Source organism: Paenibacillus sp. FSL W8-0194, assembly GCF_037969745.1.
GTDB classification, from domain to species: domain Bacteria; phylum Bacillota; class Bacilli; order Paenibacillales; family Paenibacillaceae; genus Paenibacillus_AQ; species Paenibacillus_AQ cookii.
In genome coordinates this window covers 282,763-303,635 of record NZ_CP150205.1, presented here as the reverse complement: position 1 = coordinate 303,635, position 20,873 = coordinate 282,763, and the positions used below count along the sequence as shown (strand labels likewise).

Annotated in this window: 14 protein-coding genes, 2 pseudogenes and 1 riboswitch; of the genes and pseudogenes, 1 reads left to right on the top strand and 15 read right to left on the bottom strand. The window is 49.2% G+C overall.

What is annotated here, in order from left to right; genetic code table 11:
• Nucleotides 1-146: 146 nt before the first annotated feature.
• From MKY58_RS01170 to MKY58_RS01120, 11 genes and pseudogenes are all read right to left on the bottom strand, one after another.
• A pseudogene (locus tag MKY58_RS01170) lies at nt 147-416 on the bottom strand (RHS repeat-associated core domain-containing protein); the annotation flags it as partial.
• A 522-nt stretch (nt 417-938) separates the two neighbouring features.
• Nucleotides 939-1,451 carry an immunity 42 family protein gene (locus MKY58_RS01165; protein ID WP_339323102.1) on the bottom strand — a complete coding sequence of 171 codons (513 nt, stop codon included), beginning with the start codon at nt 1,449-1,451 and terminating at the stop codon, nt 939-941.
• A 14-nt stretch (nt 1,452-1,465) separates the two neighbouring features.
• Entirely contained in the window at nt 1,466-1,795 is a 330-nt protein-coding gene (locus MKY58_RS01160; RefSeq protein ID WP_339323101.1) for a hypothetical protein, read from the bottom strand.
• A gap of 726 nt (nt 1,796-2,521) precedes the next feature.
• A pseudogene (locus MKY58_RS01155) lies at nt 2,522-2,798 on the bottom strand (RNA 2'-phosphotransferase).
• Nucleotides 2,799-2,813: 15 nt separating this feature from the next.
• Entirely contained in the window at nt 2,814-3,287 is a 474-nt protein-coding gene (locus MKY58_RS01150) for a hypothetical protein (RefSeq protein ID WP_339323100.1), read from the bottom strand.
• A 507-nt stretch (nt 3,288-3,794) separates the two neighbouring features.
• On the bottom strand, nt 3,795-4,205 hold the full coding sequence (locus MKY58_RS01145) for a hypothetical protein (protein ID WP_339323099.1): 411 nt from the start codon (nt 4,203-4,205) through the stop codon (nt 3,795-3,797).
• Nucleotides 4,206-4,391 carry a hypothetical protein gene (locus MKY58_RS01140; protein WP_339323098.1) on the bottom strand — a complete coding sequence of 62 codons (186 nt, stop codon included), beginning with the start codon at nt 4,389-4,391 and terminating at the stop codon, nt 4,206-4,208.
• Nucleotides 4,392-4,883: 492 nt separating this feature from the next.
• Complete coding sequence (locus MKY58_RS01135; RefSeq protein ID WP_339325011.1) at nt 4,884-5,954, bottom strand: RHS repeat-associated core domain-containing protein; 1,071 nt, start codon at nt 5,952-5,954, stop codon at nt 4,884-4,886.
• 131 nt (nt 5,955-6,085) lie between these two features.
• Nucleotides 6,086-6,673 (bottom strand): hypothetical protein, encoded by a 588-nt coding sequence (locus MKY58_RS01130; protein ID WP_339323097.1) that lies wholly within the window; start codon nt 6,671-6,673, stop codon nt 6,086-6,088.
• Nucleotides 6,670-12,906, bottom strand: a complete 6,237-nt coding sequence (locus tag MKY58_RS01125; RefSeq protein WP_339323096.1) for a DUF6531 domain-containing protein — start codon at nt 12,904-12,906, stop codon at nt 6,670-6,672. The genes MKY58_RS01130 and MKY58_RS01125 overlap by 4 nt, the downstream gene beginning before the upstream one ends.
• A complete protein-coding gene (locus MKY58_RS01120) occupies nt 12,899-14,911 on the bottom strand; it encodes an S-layer homology domain-containing protein (RefSeq protein ID WP_339323095.1) in 2,013 nt (670 codons plus the stop codon). Before MKY58_RS01120 ends, MKY58_RS01125 begins: the two co-directional genes overlap by 8 nt.
• A 36-nt stretch (nt 14,912-14,947) precedes the next feature.
• Nucleotides 14,948-15,043, bottom strand: a riboswitch (cyclic di-GMP riboswitch).
• A 407-nt stretch (nt 15,044-15,450) separates the two neighbouring features.
• Between MKY58_RS01120 and MKY58_RS01115 the strand changes: the two genes are divergently transcribed.
• Complete coding sequence (locus tag MKY58_RS01115; protein ID WP_339323094.1) at nt 15,451-16,698, top strand: peptidase; 1,248 nt, start codon at nt 15,451-15,453, stop codon at nt 16,696-16,698.
• Between the two features lie 254 nt (nt 16,699-16,952).
• On the opposite strand, the gene MKY58_RS01110 is transcribed toward MKY58_RS01115, so the two are convergent.
• From MKY58_RS01110 to MKY58_RS01095, 4 genes are all read right to left on the bottom strand, one after another.
• Nucleotides 16,953-17,129, bottom strand: a complete 177-nt coding sequence (locus tag MKY58_RS01110) for a hypothetical protein (protein WP_339323093.1) — start codon at nt 17,127-17,129, stop codon at nt 16,953-16,955.
• A gap of 62 nt (nt 17,130-17,191) precedes the next feature.
• A complete protein-coding gene (locus tag MKY58_RS01105; RefSeq protein ID WP_339323092.1) occupies nt 17,192-18,754 on the bottom strand; it encodes an extracellular solute-binding protein in 1,563 nt (520 codons plus the stop codon).
• Between the two features lie 51 nt (nt 18,755-18,805).
• Nucleotides 18,806-19,690, bottom strand: coding sequence for a carbohydrate ABC transporter permease (locus tag MKY58_RS01100; RefSeq protein WP_212948636.1), 885 nt, complete (start codon nt 19,688-19,690; stop codon nt 18,806-18,808).
• Nucleotides 19,684-20,661, bottom strand: coding sequence for an ABC transporter permease subunit (locus MKY58_RS01095; RefSeq protein WP_339323091.1), 978 nt, complete (start codon nt 20,659-20,661; stop codon nt 19,684-19,686). The genes MKY58_RS01100 and MKY58_RS01095 overlap by 7 nt, the downstream gene beginning before the upstream one ends.
• Nucleotides 20,662-20,873 lie beyond the last annotated feature (212 nt).

Sequence of the window (20,873 nt, the reverse complement as noted above, 5' to 3'; positions counted from 1 at the left end):
CTTTTGAAATATTGTGATCCTCTAATCTGATTTCTTAAATCCTCTGCTTGCTGAGCCCAATAATCCCTTTCATCCCCAGTAGGTGCAACAGCCCATTTATTTTTCATCTCGTTTATTACGTAGTTAAATCCTAACTTCTCATTCCAGTGTCCTGTCGGGTCAACATAGATTAATGGGTTGTTCAGAACATACGTATACAAGTTAAGACTTAACGGATTCGTCAGTTCCCCCTTATACGTATCCTCGCTAATAAACCGTCCAATTTCCGGCTGGTAATAACGAGCACGTGCGTATGTCAGGCCGTCAGTATAACCATATCCCAAACCGGTGTATCCAAACAAATTGTCTGGTCCCGGCCAGTTCAGGTCGAACTTCTTGCCGTCCAGCGGGATGCCGAATTCGTCGTAGTGGTAGCGCGCCGACACGCGGCCATCTTTTTCTACGAGGCCCAGGGCGCTGCCGAGCGCATCCTCCATATACCAAATCGTCTTCGGCTGCGTTCCCGGCTTGGCTCCGCCATCACCCGGCACCGGCTCCCAGCCGTTGTTCGGGTCATAGGCCGGCAGGTAGGTCATGCTCAGCCGTTCTCCGCCTGCTCCGTATACGTAAGATTGTTTCCATTTGCTGTCGTCGGTTTCAGCAACTTGCAGCGGCTCCGGAAGCTCCAAGCTGACGTCATTGGTGAAGTGCAACTCCCAATGCTTTTTCTTGTACTGCTTCTCCCATCCGCCCCGTGGGCCGCCTGGATGCATATCCGGGTATTCTTCGTCGTATTGGCCGCATTTTTTGGCTAGTCCCTGCCGATTTGCATAGGTTAGATGTATTATTGGTTGAATGATGGGTTCATTCCACACTGGGTAACGCCCACTAAAAAAAGAAACCTTGAAAAGCATTCGGCCAATCAAGGTTTTACAATGTGATGAGTGATGATGAATTAACTATTTTTTAATTATATTGTTGTAAAGAATGGCTAGCTCCTGATGGGCTCGTGATATAACCTCATCAAACAGACCCTTCTCAAAATTCCCCTCTTGCACTTCCACTTCATTAAGATTCCTGAATAACATTCTTGACATTTCTAAATTCTCAACAAGATATACCTTACACCCATCAAAAATATCAACAGGCAAAACAACATTAAAACGGGCCCAACTTTCTTTTATAGCCACCTCATCATACAGTGTTTTTTCATAACCAAATAGCTCCCCATCCAATCTTGTAAACAAATCACTTCGAGATAGTTCAAATAGATTTACCTGTGTTCTATTCCCATTATCTTGAACTAAAGTATCCAACGAGAATAATACGTCACGAAGTGAAGTTCCCAATTCATAATCACCTATACGCTTTCCCCTTATCCAATAGCAGAATTTGCCGAATAACCAAACGCCATTGTATTCTTGGTCAAGTTCAAACTCCACAGCAAAAAGCGAACGATCACCGAAAACCATATATTATTCCCCCACTACTTTTTAACTCCCAGTTGATTAAGTACGTCCTTTGGCACAGATTCTTTTGATACAGTACCAAAGTGAACTCCTCCTGCATTGTCATCAAAATATCTGTAAATTTGCCCGTCCTTTCCTACACCATACCATGTTTTCATATTTAATAACCGTTCATAAGACAGGTTATAACGGTAATACTCTGGTCGCCGCTCCTTCCCCCGCGATAAAATTACTGTGGCAGTAAAACGGCTTGGCGGCGAATCTTGCGTAATAGGTCGTTTAATGGCATTCCCTTGCCGTCCCCTCCGTTTTCGCGGCTTAATCAGCGCATCCTTAGTCCGCGACATTTCACGTTCCCCCAAACTTTTTTTGAAATTTCTTCCCTAAAACGGCATAGTTCATGCGAATAATACGATGACTAACGCCGGGGGTAGTATTACCCCCACGATATTTAGTCAACATAATCAGCGATATCCTTGACGCTCGGATATGTCGCCATAATCGCCGTAGATGTGACGGTATTATTAATGGAATACAACAGAAGAGTAGTCGCCGAAATGTTCCCCAGAGGTCGCCGCGATATAGGACAGAAAAGCGGAAATACGGCGATACCATAACGTCTAATTTGAAGGAGAGGATATTGCTGGTAGGACGTTGAAAATTCCAAGGGATTGCCGTCGATAATGTCCGCTTTCGCAAATTCGCATAATTGCATTAGAAATCGTCGGAAGACGCATTGGATAAGGGATTGAGCCATGTCCGAAATCAAGTGAATGGCGTTGAAATAACGTCAAATGTGACATACGAACATTTATCGTCGGCTAAAAAAACAGGTCAATCATGGTGGTATCTGACCATAATCGACCTGTTCGGTGTAACGGAGTAGCGTTATTCGGGTTATAAAATTCAAGCATTGATGTGCGTACAAGCAAACTGACAAAATCTTTATACGGGTCTTACATGGGTTATATGAGTTATTGGTTGAATGATGGAGTCATTCGGCACTTGGTAGCGCCCACCAAAACAAAGAAAAACCTTGACGGGCTAAAGAGCCAATCAAGGTTTTAATATCTTTAACGATACGATTCTACTTTAATAAACATAGATGGAATAGAATCTGCCAACCATACAGAATTATTGCCTTGGTAAAACTTCACCCCCTCATTTGAAGCCTTTTCAGCTTCTATCTTGAGCAGTACTGGGTTTGAATCTTTACGTTTTAGCAAGGCGTAATGCCATTAATAATTGTTCTATGCTTACCCAACCCTCATTATCTAGCCCTAATTCATACTCCCAAGGGGCATGTCTTAAAGCACAAGAAACCTCTTTGCTAAGTTTAGGAAAGTCCATAGTTCATCTTCTTCCTTAATCAAATTCAATCATTTCGTTCATAGCATCCCTAAACCAATCCCAAAAATCGGCGTACTCTTTCCTCTGCTCGTAACCAGAGGAAGCAAAGTCATGAATTACTTGCACTCCTTCCCCTTTCATTGGTTCAAAGCAAGCTAAATCATCGTTATCTAATCTTCTCGCAAATGGAATAAGTGTTCTATTAGGATACCGCTCCTTTAACCCCTCTATCCTTGAGACAACTTGGTCACCGTTCATAATAATCCATGGGTCAAGGTTTATTAAATTAAGCCTTACCACCTTAAATAACGATTCCGGATAGCGAAACCCATTTGGCAACACTGATTTTTCGGGTAACCTAATCTCCATGTTAATTACCATCCCATCCTGTAATATTTGAGCCATTTGGATTAGTTGTTCTATAGGATGAATTTTGATTGTTAATTCTATTGGTGACTGCTTCACCCCAAGTTGTTGGAACTTGACCATTCCTTTATACAAACCTTTGTGCACTATCTGCCGGAATTGGGACCTTCATTATACTTGACAGAAAAATTTTCGATATTATCTTGTCTTTCAAAAAAATCCTTCGTTTCAGACCATACCCCTATTTCATATTCTGTATTTAATGTTTTAGATAATTCTAGCAGAACATCCTTAGTCATTTCGTTTTATCATCTCCAAATTTTATTTTTTGGGTTTTGGAATGTAAACCCCACCCTAAGCAGGAGAATGAACTGATACAATTCCTCCACTTTCGTTGGTCACAACCTTATTCCCACGAGAATCCGTATCCTAGAATATGCGACATCTGACCTTTTCACTCTCTATATCGAGACAGGGCTGTACGTACAGCGTACAGGCATATTAGAATATCTTAAGGGGGTGATGAGGGTTAAGTTCCTTTGGACTTATCCAGTGGATTTATTATTCGGCACTGGGCGGGGGTAAAAGAAATGCCTTAAAGGGTAAGCCCCCTCAAGACATTTGATAGTTTTAATGTGATAATCCTACATCAAACAACTTTCCATCAATATCTACAGCCGATGCTTCAATTATCAGCTCTCTTCCCCAAATTTCCAAGCAAAAGTTTGTCCTAGTTGTTAGATGGGGATATTCGTCAGAAACACAACTCACTTTTATTTGTTTTGATTTTTCTTTAAGAAACGTAACGGATGTGAGTTCTAGACAGTCATCGCCTTCCGGGTCAAACGGGGATTGGTCATTCAAATAGTAGAACGCCTTAACATTGTTAAACTTCAGCTGATGATGAAATTGCTCCCCATTATTAATAACCTTAATATTAAATAAGATTGAGTGGTTAAATATATCGAAAACATGTCTTTCAATAATGCCTGACCACAGACAGTTTAAGTAGTTTTGAATATCTTCCATATTTCCTTTCACCTACTTTCCACCTGACTTCACATAATTATCAATCATTTTTAGAATTTGGTCCATATAGTTATCAGATAAATCAATATGCGTTGTAGCCATATCGTTGGACAGTTTACCATCTAAAGTAAGAGCCCCTTTGTTCCCAACAGAAACCCTAAAATAAGCTTTGTCTCTCCCTCCTAAACCTGCGTTCATAACTCGCACCATTATTGGCTGATTCTTGGATAGGGGATTGGTAATATTTATTATCTTCCAACCATCGCCACCCTATTATTGTTTCGATCGTTATATATAGGTTTAAATATATTGCCAAAATAAACGCGATACTGCCAATAATCGTCATATTTGGTTGATGTCTGAATCATCTTTCTCCACATACGCATACAAATTCTGACTCTTCGGATTTCCTAATGTCCCCTTATAAGTATCCTCGCTAATAAACCGTCCAATTTCCGGCTGGTAAAAGCGGCGGCATTATCTAAAAAAACAGGTCAATCATGGTGGATCTGACCATAATCGACCTGTTTGAGGTACCGTAATAACGTTATTTAGGTTATAAAATAAATGTATTATTAGATGGGTTAGATGTGTTGTTAGTTTAATATTGGATTCATTCTGCACTGGGTAGTCTCGCCAAAAAAGTGAGAACCTGTTTGCTTATCAGTGTCATATAACAGATTAATTAAATTAAAAAGGTGTGATAATTAACCTGCTACAAGTAATCACTTTGCACTTTTGGGCTAATGATTTAATTTCTTCTATGTGCTTTATTGCATTAGAGTCAACTAACTTATCCTTCAATCTTTCAAGTTCATTTAATAATTTATCCATGTCTTTACTTGAAAAAACATCATAACTACAGGTAGATAGCTCACCCAACAGTTCAAATTCATCCTCATCTTGCTGTAAATATTCCACATTACTAACTTCATACACCTTCCCTAGCTGTTCACCAGTAGCTAATTCTAAAATAATTTTAAACATACTATCCTCCCCGAATCCCAGCCCACCTGGAAAAGTATTTACAAGATTACCTTTTATATCAGTAATAACTGTTATCGTACTCGTCGGCGCACCACCCCTGTTAACTGGTAAATTACCAACTTTGTAACCTACATCAACCTGACGTACAAAATTTCCCGAAGTCGGCGATACAGTTACTGGAGAATTTACAACCTGTTTCGATTGCAAAAGTTTCTTTAACTCGTCACGAGAAATAGAGCATTGTGATTTGTTAGGCTTATTTACCCCACCATGTTTCCCAAGAGCATAATTTAGACCAGAGCCTTTTACATTGGCATCACCATTACGAACATTAACTCTTGTATAAACAAGTTTAGGGATAGTCCCCTTATTCGCTACTTCACCTACCTTCAAATACTTCGGAGTAAAGTAACTTTTATTCGGGGTAGCCTTAATAGGGAAATTGTTCAAACTATATTTGACTACAACTTTACTTGGACCGCTAACTTTATAAGGTCCGGATGAAAGCTTGGTGGTTATATTTGTAGCCCTTATTGATCCAACGCCCCCGCCGCGTTCAACACCACCGCCAAAGTTTCTGGCTCCTCCAGAACCTCCACGAAAGTCAAAGAGGCGCCCCGCATGCCCGCTTGGATCCACATAAATCAGGGGGTTATTCTCCACATAAGCATACAAATTCTGACTAAGCGGATTTCCTAAAGTTCCTCTGTACGTATCCTGGCTAATAAACCGTCCAATTTCCGGCTGGTAATAACGACTCTCGCCCGTTTCTATCGTGACTAGGTGGGGTCTCTTGAACAGCTGCCACTCATACTCTTTGAGTAGTTATTTGTATAGTTGACGATTTTACGGCAAAAAGAAGCCACAATACGAGAGTTAGTCGTATTGTGGCACTAGGACTACCATTACTTCTTAGATGCGACGAAATTGTTCTTTATTGGTTGCGTATAATCCCAACTTATTAATTTGATATTGTACTTTCTAAGCAACTCATCGGACTGAATAACGCCGCTACTAGTACTTCCGTCCTCATATTGTTCAAAATAACTTGCATCAGGAAAAGACTGTTTATATTTTTCATACTCTTTCATATCGCCCATGTAATATCGTGCACTTCCTACTGAATAATAGATTTCTTGTTTCACAACTTTTCCATCACTCCTTAGAGCAACAGGATTATCGACTTCCAATAGTAATAGTCTCTCTTTCCCACTGGCTAAATATCCTTTCCATTTCCGATACTTTCCTTGCCCCTCATCCCATCCAGTTCCATCAAATTCACATATTAAAGTATCTTGAATAACCTTTCGTTGCCCGTTTAACTCATATTCCAATCGAAATGGAAATTCTCCATATGTGATGGATGGTTGTGGTGGATTCGGTAGTGAATCGATTCTATTATGCAAAAGTAACCAAGGCCAACTAAAAATAACAAATATCACTAGCGCCGAAAAACTTAGCCAAATTGTTATAATAATTGATATTTTTTTCATAAATATCCTTTTTTCTTAAGGGCACTAATTACTGATTCCATTGAATGATTTTCAAGACGCTTATTCATGATCGCATCAGCCCCTTTTGTGAAAAATTCCCATGTGGTCCACTTGTGTTGATTTGGTAAATATTCTGTTTTCCCTACGGATGCTTCTCCAAAAAGAAAATTTAATATTTCACCCGATACCACATAGTTTGTTACATTGCCTTTATATCCTGCCTTACTAAAATCATATTGAATTAGATTTGGATCAGCAGGATTAAATGTAATGGCATTTTTATTAGTAGCAACTGCATTTACAATTGCTTCTGCTCCTCCCTTAGAATGACCAACCATCGTCACTTCAGAGTTCATATGTTTTGCCACAAAATACTTGGCTTCTTTAATTGAGTCTCTCATATCATCAGACCACCCGAAAGGTTGCTGAAAATTATTTACCCAATTTCTTACGCTTGTGGGTGTAGTTCCTTTATTGATCAACGCATATTCAGTTGTTCTATCGCCTTTTACTCTTGAGTATACGCCCATTTTCATGCTGTCAGTCCCATGTTTAATGTCAATGAGTGTCCAGTTACCAGAAACAGAAGCTTTACTAATATCGTCATCAGTTACTACATAAATCTGTTGCGCCATATACGCAGCTTCCAAAGGTGTTGGAATATGTCCAGTAGGGTCAGTATACCTTAATGGATTATTTTTTACATACGTATAAAGATTTAAACTCAACGGATCGTTTAGATCCCCTTTATACGTATCCTCGCTAATAAACCGTCCAATTTCCGGCTGATAATAGCGAGCTCGTGCGTATGTCAGGCCGTCAGTATAACCATATCCCAAACCGGTGTATCCAAACAAATTGTCCGGTCCCGGCCAGTTCAGGTCGAACTTCTTGCCGTCCAGCGGGATGCCGAATTCGTCGTAGTGGTAGCGTGCCGACACGCGGCCGTCTTTTTCTACGAGGCCCAGGGCGCTGCCGAGCGCATCCTCCATATACCAGAGCGTCTTCGACTGCGTTCCCGGCTTGGCTCCGCCATCACCCGGAACCGGCTCCCAGCCGTTGTTCGGGTCATAGGCCGGCAGGTAGGTCATGCTCAGCCGTTCTCCGCCTGCTCCGTATACGTAAGATTGCTTCCACTTGCTGTCATCCGTTTCAGCGACCTGCAGCGGCTCTGGAAGCTCCAGGCTGACGTCATTGGTGAAGTTCAGCTCCCAGTGCTTTTTCTTGTACTGTTTCTCCCAGCCGTCCCGTGGGCCGCCTGGATGCATATCCGGGTATTCTTCGTCGTATTGGCCGCATTTTTTGGCTAGTCCCGGCGGAATGAAGCCCGGCGGTACAACATGACACTTGTCCTTCCCGTTACCGTTACCATTGCCGTTGTTGCCGTTCCCGTTGCCGTTGCCATTTCCATTGCCGTTTCCATTACCATTACCATTTCCGTTTCCGTTATTGCCATTTCCGTTACCATTACCATTGCCATTTCTGTTACCATTACCATTTCCGTTATTACCGTTACCGTTGCCGTTGCCTCTGCCCCCATGGGCATAGTCAATCGTCATCTTCATCCGGTTGCCATCGCCGTCATAAGCATATTTCGTGACGTCTCCACGCTCGTTCGTCTGCTTGATCAGGCGATTTGCTCCGTCCCAAACATATTGCTGAACGATCTCCGGAGCGGACCATTTTCCGATGGAATCCAGCAGATTTAATGGCGCGCCCGGCCCAGGAGTCGGAAGCCCTGCTGCAGGATCCACTGCTGTAGGATCAACTCCTGCAGGATCCATTGTCGCCGGATCGTATACGTCCGTTGTAACGCTTGGATCTGCGTACGTAATCCCGGTCACCGAGAATGTTTCCGGAAGCCTCAGCTGCTGCCGGATGACCTCCAGTAAGTTGCCCCGCGGATCATAACGGTAATCGTTGATTTCCGTGCCGCTGGTCATTTGAAGCAACCGATCCGCTGCGTCGTACGTGTAATTTTCCGTATCGGCCAGGTCGCCCCAATGGCTGCTCTTGGCCGTCCGGTTGCCGACGGCGTCATATTGGTAGGTCGTGATGGATGGCAGACCCGCTTCCGCGTTCTGTCTTTGCACCTGAATGAGTTGGTTCAAGGCGTCGTATGCGTAATCTGTAATAATACGTTTCTCTTTGTCGTTTGCGTCGGCATCGTCTTCGTCGTTGCCGTCCGACATACGCTCCGTCCGGACCAGGTTTCCTGCCGGGTCGTAAGCATACGACAGCTTCTCCAGGACCTTGCCGAATTGATTCCGATGGGTCAGATTGACGAGCTGTCCGGCATCGTCATAGCGATACGTGCTTTCCCCAAGCGTCGGAAGATGCTTGGATACAAGCAACCCTCTGGCATCATAATCATAGGAAGTGGTTCGGCCCGCCGCGTCGGTCACGGACGTCATGCGGTCCAACAGATCGTATTGGTAGCTGACGGATGTTCCATCCGGGTATTCCACGCGGCTGCGCTGGCCGGTAGGCGTCCATTCGTAACGAATCATGCGCGCATTCGGATCCTTGACCGATATGAGCCGGTTCAGCGCGTCGTAGGCGTACGTCGTCGTGCCCAGACTGTCCGTCATCTGTGTTCTGCGGCCGGCGGCGTCATATTGATAGCCGACATGTTTGCCGTCCGGGTACCGGATGCCGGTCAAACGGCTGAGCAAATCGTAAGCGTAGCTGGTTTCGGTGCCGTCCGGAGCGGTCATGCCCGTCACATTGCCGACGCTGTCATACGCAAACTCGGTAATCCGCTGATCCGGAGCGATCTCCCGGATCAAGTCGCCGCGGCGGTTATACTGATACCCTGTCGCGCGACCGAGCGCGTCCGTCTTGGAGACGATGTTGCCTAAAGCATCGTAGGCATAAGCCGTCTTGTTGCCCAAAGCGTTCATGACCTGCGTAAGCCGTCCAAGCGCGTCATAAGCATAGGCCGTCGTCTGCCCCTTGGCATCCGTCAAACCGGTCACCAGGTCGTGGGCATTGTAGGCAAACTGCGTGGCTTGGCCCAACGGATCGACCATGCGGGTAACCCGGTTCAGCGGGTCGTAGGCGTAGGTCGTCGTTTTTCCGGCTTCGTCGGCAGACTGAACGACGCGCCCAAGCGCATCCCGGGTTACCGTCGACTCTCCGCCAAGCGGATCGATCGTCTTCACGAGCAAACCGCGTGCGTCGTATTCCATCTTCCATTCTGCGCCGTTCGGACCGGTGATCCGAGTAAGGCGGCCCGAACCGTCATAGGCATAGGCGGTTACCTGTCCCAGTGCATCCGTCTGCGAAGTCAGTCGGCCCAAGGCATCATACGCATACACAACCGCATGGCCCAGCGGATCGGTTTCCTGCGTCAAACGTCCGGCGCCGTCATAGCTGAATCGGGTCACGCCGCCTTCCGCATCCCTGATCTCAACCGGAAGGTTACGCCGGTCATAAGCGATCCGGGTTTCCGCGCCGCTGGCTTCCACCTGGAGGGTCAGGTTCCCGTTGCCGTCATATTCATAATGGGTGACGCTGCCTTCAGGATCGGTCGCCGCCGCGATCCGATTGTTGTCGTCGTAGGCATATACCGTCTCGCCCCCTTTCGGGTCGGTTATTTTGACGAGATTGCCCACTCCGTCGTATTCGTAACGGGTGACGCCACCCAAAGCGTCCGTTTCTTTGGCTAACCGCGCATAACTGTCATATTCGTATTTCGTTTTGGAGCCTGCCGTATCCGTATAAGCGGTCAGGTTGCTGTCCTTGTCATATTCGAACTGTTCCGCCTGCCCCAAAGCGTCGATTCGTTTCGTCACCCGGTCGCGCGGATCGTATTCGAAGCTTGTCCGCTGTCCAAGCGCATCGATGATGTCGGTGACCCGGTGCAGAGGATCCCGGACCATTTCCATCCGGTTGCCGAGCGGGTCCTTCAAGGAACGGGCAAAACCGGACGCGTCATTTTCGATCGTCGTCGTTTCGCCGTTAGGGTTTACCACCGCTTCCGCGATGCCGCGGTCGTTGACGACGATTTTGGAGACGCCGCCAAGCGGATCGGTCATGCTTGTCAGGTTGCCTTTTCCGTCGTAACCGAACACCGTTTTATTCCCGAGCGGGTCGACCACTTCCTCCGGAAGATTGAAGGCATTGTACCGGATTTCGGTCTGGTATCCCTCAGGGTCCTTCGCCCGGATCAGGTTGCCGCTGCCGTCGTACATATACTCCCATACGTTGCCGTTACGGTCCGTTTTTTGAATGACATTGTCGTTCGCGTCGTAAAGGAAACGTTCGGTCGTTCCATCCGGGTACGTGATGGCCGTTTGGCGATAGCGATCATCGTAGAAATGGACGGTTTTACGTCCCAGCGCATCGGTAGTCACTGTCTTCTTCTCATTCGGGAAGTATTCGATATCCCCCCAAGCTCCGGAAAAATCGCGCTGGCGCACGACCCGGTCCTGATCGTCATATTCATTGACGAGGGACATCGTCTCGTTCGGGTTGCCGATCTCTGTCATCCGGTGCTTTTCATCGTACTTGTAAGTGATCCGCGCGCCGTCCGGCAAAATCATCGCCTTCAGGTCGTGATTCACGGCATCGTATTCGTAAGCCGCATACCGGCCCGATTGATCCGTAACCCGGACCACTTTGCCGCCGTCCCCGTAGGTGAGCGTCAGCTTCGCGCCTTCCGTCGAAATCTCCGTCAGCAGGCTGCCGGCATACGACAGCTGAACGGTATTCCCGTTGGCATCGGCGATCCGCAGCAGCTTGCCGTCTTTCCGGTAAGTGTATTTCCACTTCTGCGGCGTCTCCTGGGTGAAGGTGCCGTCCGGTTGTTGAACGAGCGTATCGTACTGGCCGTCCATGCCTTGATAACGTCCGCCGCCGATCGGCTCAAAGCGGAAGCTTGCGCCTTCCGGTGACACGGCGTACAGGATTCCGCCTTCGCGGAATTCCAGCTTCCGTTCGTACGTATGATGCCATCCGACCCCGAAATCCCCGTCGTATCTGTCGCGGCTGTGGTAGGTAAGGGTCATGTCGAGCGGCATCAACGCCGGGACGTCGATATTCGTTTGATAAAAAGTGAAATCCCCTGTTGCAAGGTTGATCGGGTCAAACGCGGCGGCAAGCGGAAATCCGTTGCGGTTCGCGAATTCCTCCTGAATTCTCTCGTCGTCATCCCTGCCGATTTCGCCGGCTTGCCGCGGATTCAGAATGAGCAGGTTGATGTCCTTTTCGAGGGTCCCGTAACAAACCTGGCCGCTGCAATCCTGCACGGGGAAGCCGTTAAATTCGGCGATGTCGGCAATCTTCTGAACGATGGCGTCCTTTTCGATGACATTATAATAATAGCTGGCGACGACCGCCCAATTGACGCCCCATGAAGGCGTTTTATAGCGCAGCACGCTGAGCGTGTCCGACGCATTCGAACGCTTTTTGTCCAGATCCCTCGTCGCAAACGCCTGAATTTCGGCAATTTCGTATGCCGGGAGTTTGACCTTGATCTCCCACTCGCCGACGTATTTCTGCGGCTTGTTGTCGGCTCTTTCGGGAAAATCGGTAAAATAGGTTTTGTCCACCGCGATTTTTTTCGCCCAATCCGATGTGAGCGGACGAACCGGAATTCCCGAAGCGAGGGTGTCCACTTTGCCGTCGTCTACGGTCGTGTCGTCGCCCACCCGGCGGATCCGTTTCATCTTCAGCTCGACCTTGGTGCCGATTTCCGCGATTCCGCGGATGACATGCTCCTCGCTTGCCGGATCGGGCACGATTTCCATGCCCTTCGGCGCCGGCGGATTGGCGTTCGAAATTTGGACTTCGCCCGCTTTTCCGTTTTTCGGAAATCGTTTCGGCGTCACTTTAATCTCGTATTTGCCTTCCGCCGCAGGCTTTCCGTTGACTTTTCCGTCCCATACGTACTTGTTTTTATTCAGGGTCGGATAGGTTCCTTCGTGCAGTACGGCAACGGTAGAACCGTTTTGTTCCAGACTGATGACCGTTTCATGCGACTGCTGCGTCGTATCGTTCGGATCGGGATTGTCGAAGCTGAAACTGACCTCCGTCTGTCCTCCGTACACGGAACTAAAAGAATACGGGTCGATTTGCAGCGACGTTTCCGCAAAAGCCTTCGGCAATTGCTGGGACGGGAACAAAGGAAACCCAGCGATCAAAATAATGAACGCCAGCAGCGTTTTGCCGACGGTCCCAAGCTTGTCGAAGCAGCCCTTTAGCGCCCGGGGTTTCAGCCGATTAATCATGGAACACCACTCCCTTCATCGCCAGCCAGCGGTAAATGACCATTGCGGCCTCGGCCCGTGTCGATGTTGCTCCCGGATTCAGACGATCCCCGTCGCCCTTGATCAACCCGCTTTGAATCGCGGCCTGTACGGACGGCTTGGCCCAATCCCGAACCGATCCGGCGTCCTTGTATCCGGCGAGGAGATCGCTTTGTTCGTCTTTACGAAGGCCTGCCGCATTCGCCAGCATGACCATCATTTCCGCCCGGGTGATCGGCGCATTCGGCTTGAACAGGCCGCCTTCATACCCTTTGATCCATCCCGCTGCCGCCGCCTGCTCGACCGAGTCGGCCGCCCAATGCCCCTCAGGGACGTCGCGGAAGGAGCGGCGATTCTCAGGCTGCTGCGCATCCAGCCCGGCGGCTTGAACGAGCATCTTGGCGAATTGCGCGCGCGTCACCGGCTGCCCGGGCGCAAACGCTCCGTTTTCCATGCCGTTCACGATCCACCGGGAGGCCAGCACTTCCACTTCCGCTTTCGCCCAATGGCCGTTCATGTCCTTAAAGGATGGCGCATACAGGAAAATGCCGTATAAGCCCGGCTCTTGAACCTTCGCGCGTACCGTTTTCCATAACGCGTCGACCGTTCCCCCGCTGTATACCCAGCGTCCCGCGCTTTCGTCAAAGCGGTAAATGCCTGCGCGGTTTGCCGCATCGGCATATTTCAGCGGCTCATCCAGCTGGAAGGTTAGCGCAGCGGATTTCAAAGGTTTCGTGTCCGCGGTCCACTTCCACGCCACGCCGGTCCAGGTCATGCCGCTCGCGAGACGGTCGGACGGAAGGCTGCCAATTTTTTTAAGCGTAATCCGGGTATCAGAAGCGAACGCTCCCTGGCCGAATTCAAGCTGGAACGCTTGTCCCTTCGCCGCCACGCCTCCTTTCGGCCCGATAACGATGCCATCAGCCGGTATGCTTCCGGTTCCGCTGCCGTTTGCCGGCGTGGCTTCCGTTTTTTCGGTCCGGATAATATCACGGCTAACCAACGTTCCGTTGTTGACGAATGTCAGCTTCTCCCCATTAAAGCCGATAAAAGCGGTAGGTTTCGTCAGGCCCAAACTGAAGATTTGCCCGCTTTTCAGATCGGCTGCCCGCATGATCGCCGCATCGCCGGAAGCTTCCAGCCAGACGGCCGTTCCATGGGAGATACTCATTTCTTTATATTCGCGTTGCCCTTCCTTGGCCGGCTTCGTCAGATCGACCGGCTGCGGGCTGTTGCTGAGATCTATGTAGACGTACTTCCCGTTTCCGTCCAAATCTTTTTGTTTCCATAAAATTTCTTCGCCGTTATATACAAAACGCTCCACATATTCGGTATATGGCAGGTCGACGATTTTGTTATGTTTGCCCGTGGCGACGTTATATTCGTATAAATCTCCGTCTTCGCCGCCTTTGTAGACAACGCGTCCGTTCTTTATCACAGGATCCCGGCCTCGCCCCAAATCGGTTAACTCTCCAGTTGCCAAGTTGTACAAGGTCATGGTATAGGAAGGAAAGGTCTGCCAGACCACGAAATCGCCGTCCGCCAGCGGCGCGCTGTTTTGTCCCGTATTTTTGTTCAGCTTGGTTTCGGTTTTCGTGCTGACATTGTAGCTGTATACGTCCCAGTTCAAATTGTCGTCGGTGCCGCTGTCATTCCGCTTATCGATCCAAACGACGACCGCTTCCCCTTTGCCGTTGATCCCGACGGAAGGAGAATCGGTCAATTTTCCATGGGTCGTGACCGCTTGGCTTTGTCCGGTTTTCGTATTCCCGTAAAAAATTTGCCCTTTCAGCTTGGCGCTGTTTCCGCGCCACACCGCATGTTCACCCGAAATCCGGATGTTTGCGCCGCTAATCGATAACGGGGACGTTTCGTCCTGATAGGTGAATACGGTTTCCGCTGAGACCCGCTGTACCTCCGGAATAACTCCCCCCAGCAGTCCTGCCGCAAGCAGAGCTGCCATCCATTTTTTAGTGCTACCCCTCATGTTTTTCCTCCTTAAGACAGCAAAAAACCAAGCACCATGAGCAACCCGGCTGTCAGTCCATGAATAGGCTTCATGGAGTAAGACCCGTGGCTTTGCGTCCCCGACTTTCGTACGGGTTTGCCTTTGTTCAAGCACCTGGTTTAGCGCTTTCTGCGTAGTTCTTTGAATCTATTTTTAATCAAGATTATATAAATAGTTACAAAAAGTTACAATATGTAATGAAATATATGGTTCTTAGAACCTTAATTTTCGTCATTCAATATTGCACAATTGCGTAAACAAAAACAATTTTATTTCTTCTAACAGGAAGGAAACCAACCGTAGTTCACCACGCAAGCCATCTTGAACTAAAAAAGGCCAGGTGCCGTTTTTTTTGAAAACAGCCGCTTATGCAACATTTTGCGTTAACGTCCCGTCTGGAACGGTGAAAGGCATGCATCATTTTCCAATGAAGGGTTTGGCAAAAGTATTTCGGAAATGAGCTGCCGAATGATAACCAAAACGTTCGTACAAGCTCACGCATATAGGAGGAATGACAGATGAATAAAATGTACAAAGTGCTCGCGACCGCATCCATTTTGGCTCTGGCAGCCATGCCCGTGGCGGCAAACGCGCAGCAGCTCCCTGCCCAAGCGGTGCAAAAGGGAAACGCCAACAAGCAAACCGACGTCAAAAACGTTCCGGCAACCTGGGGACAAATCACGGATTTCGCGCAAGACAAATCGGATAAATTCATTACCGTAACCGGACGCGGACTCGCGCCGACCGATCAGGACGAAATCATCCTGGCCATTACGCCAAAAACGAAATTCATCGACGCCAAAGGCAAAACCGTTCCTCTGCAAAAAATCATCGACGGGCACAAAACCGTCAAAGCTTTCTACAGCCCGAACATCACAAAAAGCCTTCCGGCCCGCGGAACCGCGCTGACGCTGGTCGTTCAGGACCAAAGCTTCTCGGCTATCGACGGTAAGGTAACCGAGGTAAGAGACGGCCGCATTTTGGTAAAAGGCACTGACCTTTACAACAAATACGACGAGGAAATTTGGCTGCATTTCGCGGATAAAGCAACGATCATCGATCAAAACCGCAAAGCCATCGCCGCCGGAGACATCAAGGAAGGCATGAGCGTGAGAGCATTTTACGGTCCGGCCGTTGCGATGAGCCTTCCGCCGCAATCCGGAACGAATTACGTGATCGTGAACACGAACATGGAAGACGTCAATCCCGGGGAGGTTAACGAGCTGACGGCAGGAACCGCAGGCGTCATTACCGACCAAAAAGACGGCCAAATCACGGTCATCGGCCAACCGCTGGAAACAGGCGGCGTCAACTATGTCGTGTTGTCCATCGACGACAAAACGGAAATCGTTGATGAAGACGGCAACAAACTGACCAAGGATGCGCTCAAAACGAGCGGCCATGTGGAAGCGACCTACAGCGCCGTCATGACGCTGATGTATCCCGCCCACACCCATGCAGACAAAATCGTGGTGAAAAAAGCGGAAGCCGTCAAAATCGAAGGCACGGTCATGCCGTCCGACCGCACATCCAAAGATCAAGTGTACGTGAACGTCGGTTCCGATAATTCCACGGCAAACGACGTGATCCTGAACATTTCGAAGGATACGACGATCATCCCGCTGATCGGCGGCGACACGGATCTTCGCGCCGGAACGAAAATCGTCGCATTCCATTCGCCGATCATGACCAAATCGCTGCCGGGTATCACAAGCGCCGAGGTCGTGATCGTGACGTCGGACAAAGATGCGGTGCAGCCTAAATAAGCAGCATCATCAACGCACGAAAACCCGGCCGATTCATCAGAAGAATCGGCCGGGTTTTTTGGTATGCGCGGACATGAGGGAACAGACCGTATGCGGACATAACCAGCGGACGTTTTTTTACCGACCAAAATCTCATGTATGATCATCAAAGACCACCGATCGCCAACGATGTTCAATGTCTGCAATACGCCGCCGTTCTCAAGAACGGACACCTCTGAGCCGAAGCCTGCATAGATGGAGGCGAATTCCAGGAACTATTTCTTCGTAATCATCCACGTCACGCCGAACCGGTCAATGACCTCTCCATAATAAGCGCCCCAGGGCTGAAGGGCAAAAGGATATTTGCTTTCCCCGCCGAGAGAATCGATGTAAAAATTCGCCTGGCTTTTTGCATCCTTCGACATCAGATAAGCGTTCATTTGTGCTCCCATAAAAAAAGACACCCGGCTTTCGGCCAGGTGTTTCATGGAATCGGCGCGAATTCACGCCCCTCCTACTTATTTTCCAGCTTCGTCTCCTCTACTCTTTTCAGCGCCGCATCGTACGTGTCGATCAGCTTTTGCACGCCGAGCCCGTTGATTTCTTTTACATATTGGTCCCATTCGTTTAAGCTTCTTGTGCCGAGGACGAATTTCGAGAAGTTTTCTTCCCTGTATTTTTTCACGGCCTGCCCCGTGACCGAAAGCACCTCGTTTTCCTCGTCCGTAAACGCCGGTTTCGGCTGCATCGCAGGCGGATCATATTTGACGGCTTCCTCGTAAGCCTTTTTCAAATCCGGCGAAAACAGCGACAGATGCGCGTTAAAGTCGATCCAGGTGTACGTGCCGCTCGTCTGCAGTCCGGTCTGCTTCCGCATTTCCGTCACGTCGGTGAACTCAGGTTTGAATTTTTTCTGCCCGTTTTCCTCTGTATACGTTTCGCCTTCCTTGCCCCAGCTGCTTAACGTCCGCCCTTCTTCGCTGTAGAAAAAGTCCATGTATTTCATGATGTCGTCTTTATGCTTGGAGGTCGACGCAACCGTCAAACCGCCCTCAAGGTAGTGGAAATAAGGATTCTGCGGTTTCTGGCCCGGCAGCCCGGACGGCGGCGCCATAAACTGCAGGCTGTATTCCGGATTGTCCTTGCGCATGGCGTTGTTGAAAAAGTCGACGCGGCTGATATAGTCGATCGTAATGAACGACTGGCCGGTGGACATGACGTCCTGCCACTGCTTCGTCTGGATCGAAAGGAAATCCGGCGGAATCAGTCCCTCCTTGTAGAAGGTGTGCCACATGCCGACCATCGCCTTGTAGTTGTCCTCCGTCGGGCCGAACTTCCATTTTTTCTCGTCAAAGTTGTAATAGACGTCCGTGCCGCTGCCGAAATTGGTTGTCAAATTCGCCATCATTTCATCCGGGATTTGGCCGAAGCGCATGGAAAGCGGATAGCTTTCCGGATAAAGCTCCTTCAGTTTTTTGAGGACTTGATGCAGCTCTTCGTACGTTTTGGGAACGGCAAGGTTATGCTTTTTAAAGACATCCTCGCGGTAGAGCCAGATCATCCGGTTCGTTTCCCCGAAGCCCTGGTTCGGGAACATATACATTTTGCCGTCGGCGGACAGCGCCGCTTTCGCTTCTTCCGGATATTGCTCCATCCATTTTTTCAGGTTCGGCATCTGGTCGACATGGTCCAAAATGTTTTCCAAAGCCCCCTGATCGCCATATTTGTTGGAATCGCGGCGGCTCGACATATACATCAGGTCCGGCAGGTTGCCCGAGGCCATGACCAGGTTAAGCGTATCGCTCAGCTTGCCGGACGGCGTTTCGACGTTTAACGTCACGCCCGTTTTGTCTTTGATCCATTTCCAAATCGGCCAATCCTTGCTGTACGGAAACGTCGCGTTGTTATCCAGAAGCGCCGAGAGCGTGACCTCGCTTTTCGATGGCGCCGCAGGTTCGGTCCCGCCTTTCGGTTCCGCGGCCGGAGTTTCCTTTCCCGTACCCGAAGTGCAGCCGGCCGCCGCAAGCATCAATACGAGCAGCGCCGCCAAAATCGTATACGACCGTTTTTTGCCCATGTACATCCCCCTTGAATTCTTTTTTCGTTCCGAAAGCAAAAGCCATGGATGTCAGCCTTTGACCGCGCCGATCATGGAACCCTTTACGAAATATTTTTGCACGAAAGGATACAGGATCAAAATCGGCAGCGTCGATACCATGATCGTGGCGTATTTGAGCGAATCCTCGACCACCAGGTTATCGCCGCCGATCTGTGTGACCTGCCCGGAGCTGACGCTGCCGGCCAAGACGAGATTGCGCAGCAGCACCTGCAGCGGAAACAGCTCCTGACTCCGCAAATAGAGAAGCGGATACAGAAAGTTATTCCAGATGCCGACGGCGTAAAACAGCGAGATGGTGGCAAACACCGGTTTAGATAGCGGCACGATGATCCGGAAAAAGATTCCGATATCGTTCAGGCCGTCCATCCGCCCCGATTCCTCCAGTTCTTTCGGAATGCCGCTGAAAAACGTCCGCATCAGGATCAAATTCCAGGTGCTGACCGCGCCCGGCAGCACCATGCCCCAGATGGTATCCACCAGCCCCAGCGAACGCACGACCAGAAACGTCGGGATCATGCCGCCGCCGAAAAACATCGTAAACACGATTAAAACCGTAAAACCTTTATGAAACGTCATGTCCTTGCGCGACAAGGCGTACGCCCCCATCGAAGTCACCAGCATGGCAATCGCCGTGCCGAGCACCGTATAAAGAATTGTATTCCGGTACGACGTCCAAATTTTCGGATCGCCAAGGACCAGCTCATACATCCGAAAATTCCAGCCTTTCGGCCAGAGCGTGACTTCGCCTTTCATCACGTATACGTCTTCGCTCAGCGATACCGCGAGCATATACACGAAAGGATACAGCATCACGGCGGCAACCAGCAGCATGATGAGCGTATTGACGACCGTGAAGACGCTGATGCGGCGCCGGCCGCGCCCCAAAGTTACCATAGGCTCGTTCCTCCCAACCGCCGGCTGATGTAATTGGCCGAAAAGATAAAAATAAAGCTGATGACGCCCATAAACAGGTCAATCGCCGAGGCGTAGCTGAAATTGCCCTGCTCCATGCCGACCCGGTACACATAGGTGCTGATAATGTCGGCCGTGCTGTAGACGGCGGGATTGTACATCAGAAATACTTTTTCGAACCCGATTTCCAGCACCTTGCCGATATCCAGGATCAAAATGATCATGATCGTCGGCGCGATCCCCGGCAGGGTGACATGCCACAGCTTTCTCCACCTGCCCGCGCCGTCGATGCCGGCCGCCTCGTACAGCTGCGGGTCCACCGCCGTCAGCGCCGCCAGGAAAATGATCGTTTCCCAGCCGATATGCTGCCAAATTTCCGACAGGACGTAGATCGGCCGGAACAGCCCCGGCTCCATCATGAAATTGATCGGCGTCCCGCCCAGCGCGGTAATGGCATGATTGACGATGCCTCCCGTCGGCGACAGGAACATGATGACCATGCTGGCTACGATGACGTTGGAAATAAAATGCGGCAAATAGCTGAAGGTCTGCACCCATCGTTTGAAGATGGCGTTTCGGACCTCGTTCATCAGCAGCGCGAGAATGATCGGCGCCGGAAACCCGAAGATCAGCTTGTAAAGCCCCAGCAAAAACGTGTTTTTCATCAACACCCAAAAGTCCGGGTTGCTGAAAAACATCCGGTAATACTTTAGGCCGACCCAATCGCTCGCCCAGATGCCCTTAAAGACGTTGTAGTTTTTGAACGTGATGACCAGTCCGAACATCGGAGCGTATTTGAACACCAAGTAGTAGATCAGGCAGGGCAAAAACAGCAGCCATAAATATTTGCTCCGCCGGAATGCCCGCGCGATTCGCCCCCTTTCCGGGCGGGCGCGGGAGCGTCCTTTTAACGCTGTGCCGGCTCCGGGCAAATTTGTTTCCGCCGTTTTCATGTCCCTTCCGCACCCCCTTTTCGCCAAGTCGTTTTCTTTTTGCCTTTCCTGTACCGACAGCATAACGGATGCCCCTGCGGAAAATAAATCGGCAAGTTTGCGGCGCCATCCCCTTTTTTTCGGGTGAGTGGAAAGGTTGTAGAGAATCCTGAAAAGGTGAATATTGTGTGAACGCGAAAATAAACCTTATGATAAAGTCACTGTAGGCCGAT